This is a genomic window from Clostridium sp. D53t1_180928_C8 (assembly GCF_015667795.1).
In the GTDB taxonomy this organism is placed as follows: Bacteria; Bacillota; Clostridia; order Clostridiales; family Clostridiaceae; genus Clostridium.
This window is the reverse complement of record NZ_JADPEL010000119.1, coordinates 1-1,777: the sequence shown is the minus strand read 5'-3', so window position 1 is coordinate 1,777 and position 1,777 is coordinate 1. Positions and strand designations below refer to the sequence as shown.

2 protein-coding genes are annotated in these 1,777 nt (G+C 27.1%); both read right to left on the bottom strand.

Features of this window, described 5'->3' with window-relative positions:
- Window positions 1-1,427, bottom strand: a 1,427-nt coding sequence (locus I4V51_RS20765; RefSeq protein ID WP_195990336.1) for a PcfJ domain-containing protein, incomplete at its 3' end; no start/stop codon positions are given.
- Window positions 1,428-1,457: 30 nt separating this feature from the next.
- Window positions 1,458-1,777: Cas9 inhibitor AcrIIA9 family protein (locus I4V51_RS20760; RefSeq protein WP_195990335.1), on the bottom strand; the 320-nt coding region annotated here is incomplete at its 5' end.

Sequence of the window (1,777 nt, the reverse complement as noted above, 5' to 3'; positions counted from 1 at the left end):
ACTACTTTAAAATCTTTATTTATTTCAACTGCAAAGAACGGCTTTTCCTCTTCTCCAATCCTTCTTATGAAAAATAAGTTAGTTATTCCCTCTGCATATTTTTTTACATAACCCCCAATACAAATTATTTGCTCTTTACCTTCTCTTATTATTTCCTCTGAACTATTTGCTGGCCTTATTATTAAATCTTTATATTGAAATTTTAATTCTTTTAACTTTTCAACCCTTTTGCTTATTTTCTTATCCATTTCTAAGTTATTTTTATATTTAACTTGTTTTATTGTATTTTGATGTGCTCTATATACACTCTTCGGAAATAAATTACTTTCTACTGTTAAATCTATATTTAATTTATTACAATCCTCTATGTAATCAGCCCAAGTTATTAATACAGCATTACATGAATGATATTGACCTTTCTCTCTATTTCTAAACTGCTTGTACATATAGTTATACGCCTTTTTAATAGTTGTATACTTTAGTATCTTCTTTAAATTATTAGAATCACCTAAATTACCAATTATATATTCTAAATCTTTAATATCATCTAAAGTTAATCTATCCTTTTCTTTAAACTTACAATTTAACTGATATAATTCTAATGTTATTGGTCTTATTGCTATTTTACTTTTTATAAACTCTCTATAATCTTTTTTTGATAACTTAAGCATTTTATAGATATCCTTTCCTTTCCAGTTGATGCAACGCCCAATACTTAATCCCATTACCTTCATTGAAACTATATTTCCTAATCCAACCTTTATTAACTTTTCTATTCCAGGATATTTATTGTAAAACTCTAAATACTTAAGTATGTTATCTTCATCAAAATTTTCATAATAACTATATTGCAAGTATGTTTCTTTTATAGCTTCTTCTAAACTATTTTTTACTACGTAATATGGTGCCTTAGCCAAAGAGTTAATATTGAAATTATGGATAGTTGCTCTTTCACCCCAATTAGTTAAGCTATATCCATCCCAATGCCAATAATATCCCCTGTTTATCATTGTGCTTTTTCTTTCTTCAAAAATATAATTAGCCAACTCTAAATATTCATCTTCTATATTTCTATAATCGCCTTCAAAATTTCTTCTTAAAGAGAAACCTCTTGCAACTAATACTCTTTTATCTTTAATTGATTTTTCAAACCATAAAACAGTTGCTGAATGTGCTAAAAACTTTCTTCCTTTCCCATCTGCCTTACATTGAAATTCTTTTTGACATATTGGACATCTTACCTGCTCATTATGTCTTAATCCACTTGTTACAAAATCAGTTTTACACTTTGTACAATAAGCTTCTTGTTTATTTCCTTTTCTTTTGTAGAATATATAATTTGCACTTTCTAAAGCTACTTCATTAACAAACACTCTTAATTCTTTTGGTATTTCTTTAGATAAATGCTCTCTATATTCTTGACACATTATTAAACCTCCCATTACTCTCATTTAAAATTAAAGATAATCATCTATATCTAAACTAAAATCAGCTATATCTTTTTTAGCCTTTCCTGTAGTAATACTATTACTCTCTATTGCTCCTATAGCTTCTTTAGCTTCATCAACTTCAACTTGAATAAATTTATCTTGAACTGCTTCAAATTGATAGTATTCTCTTATGATCTTAAAGGCTTCATTGTCAGACATACAATATGCCCCTTGTTGTGCTTTTTTTCTTGCTACCTTTTCCATTTCTTTAAAACATTTTTCTATACTTTTATTCTCATTACATATCTTTTCTGCTGCTTCTCTGTTAATCTCTACTTGTTTTAATA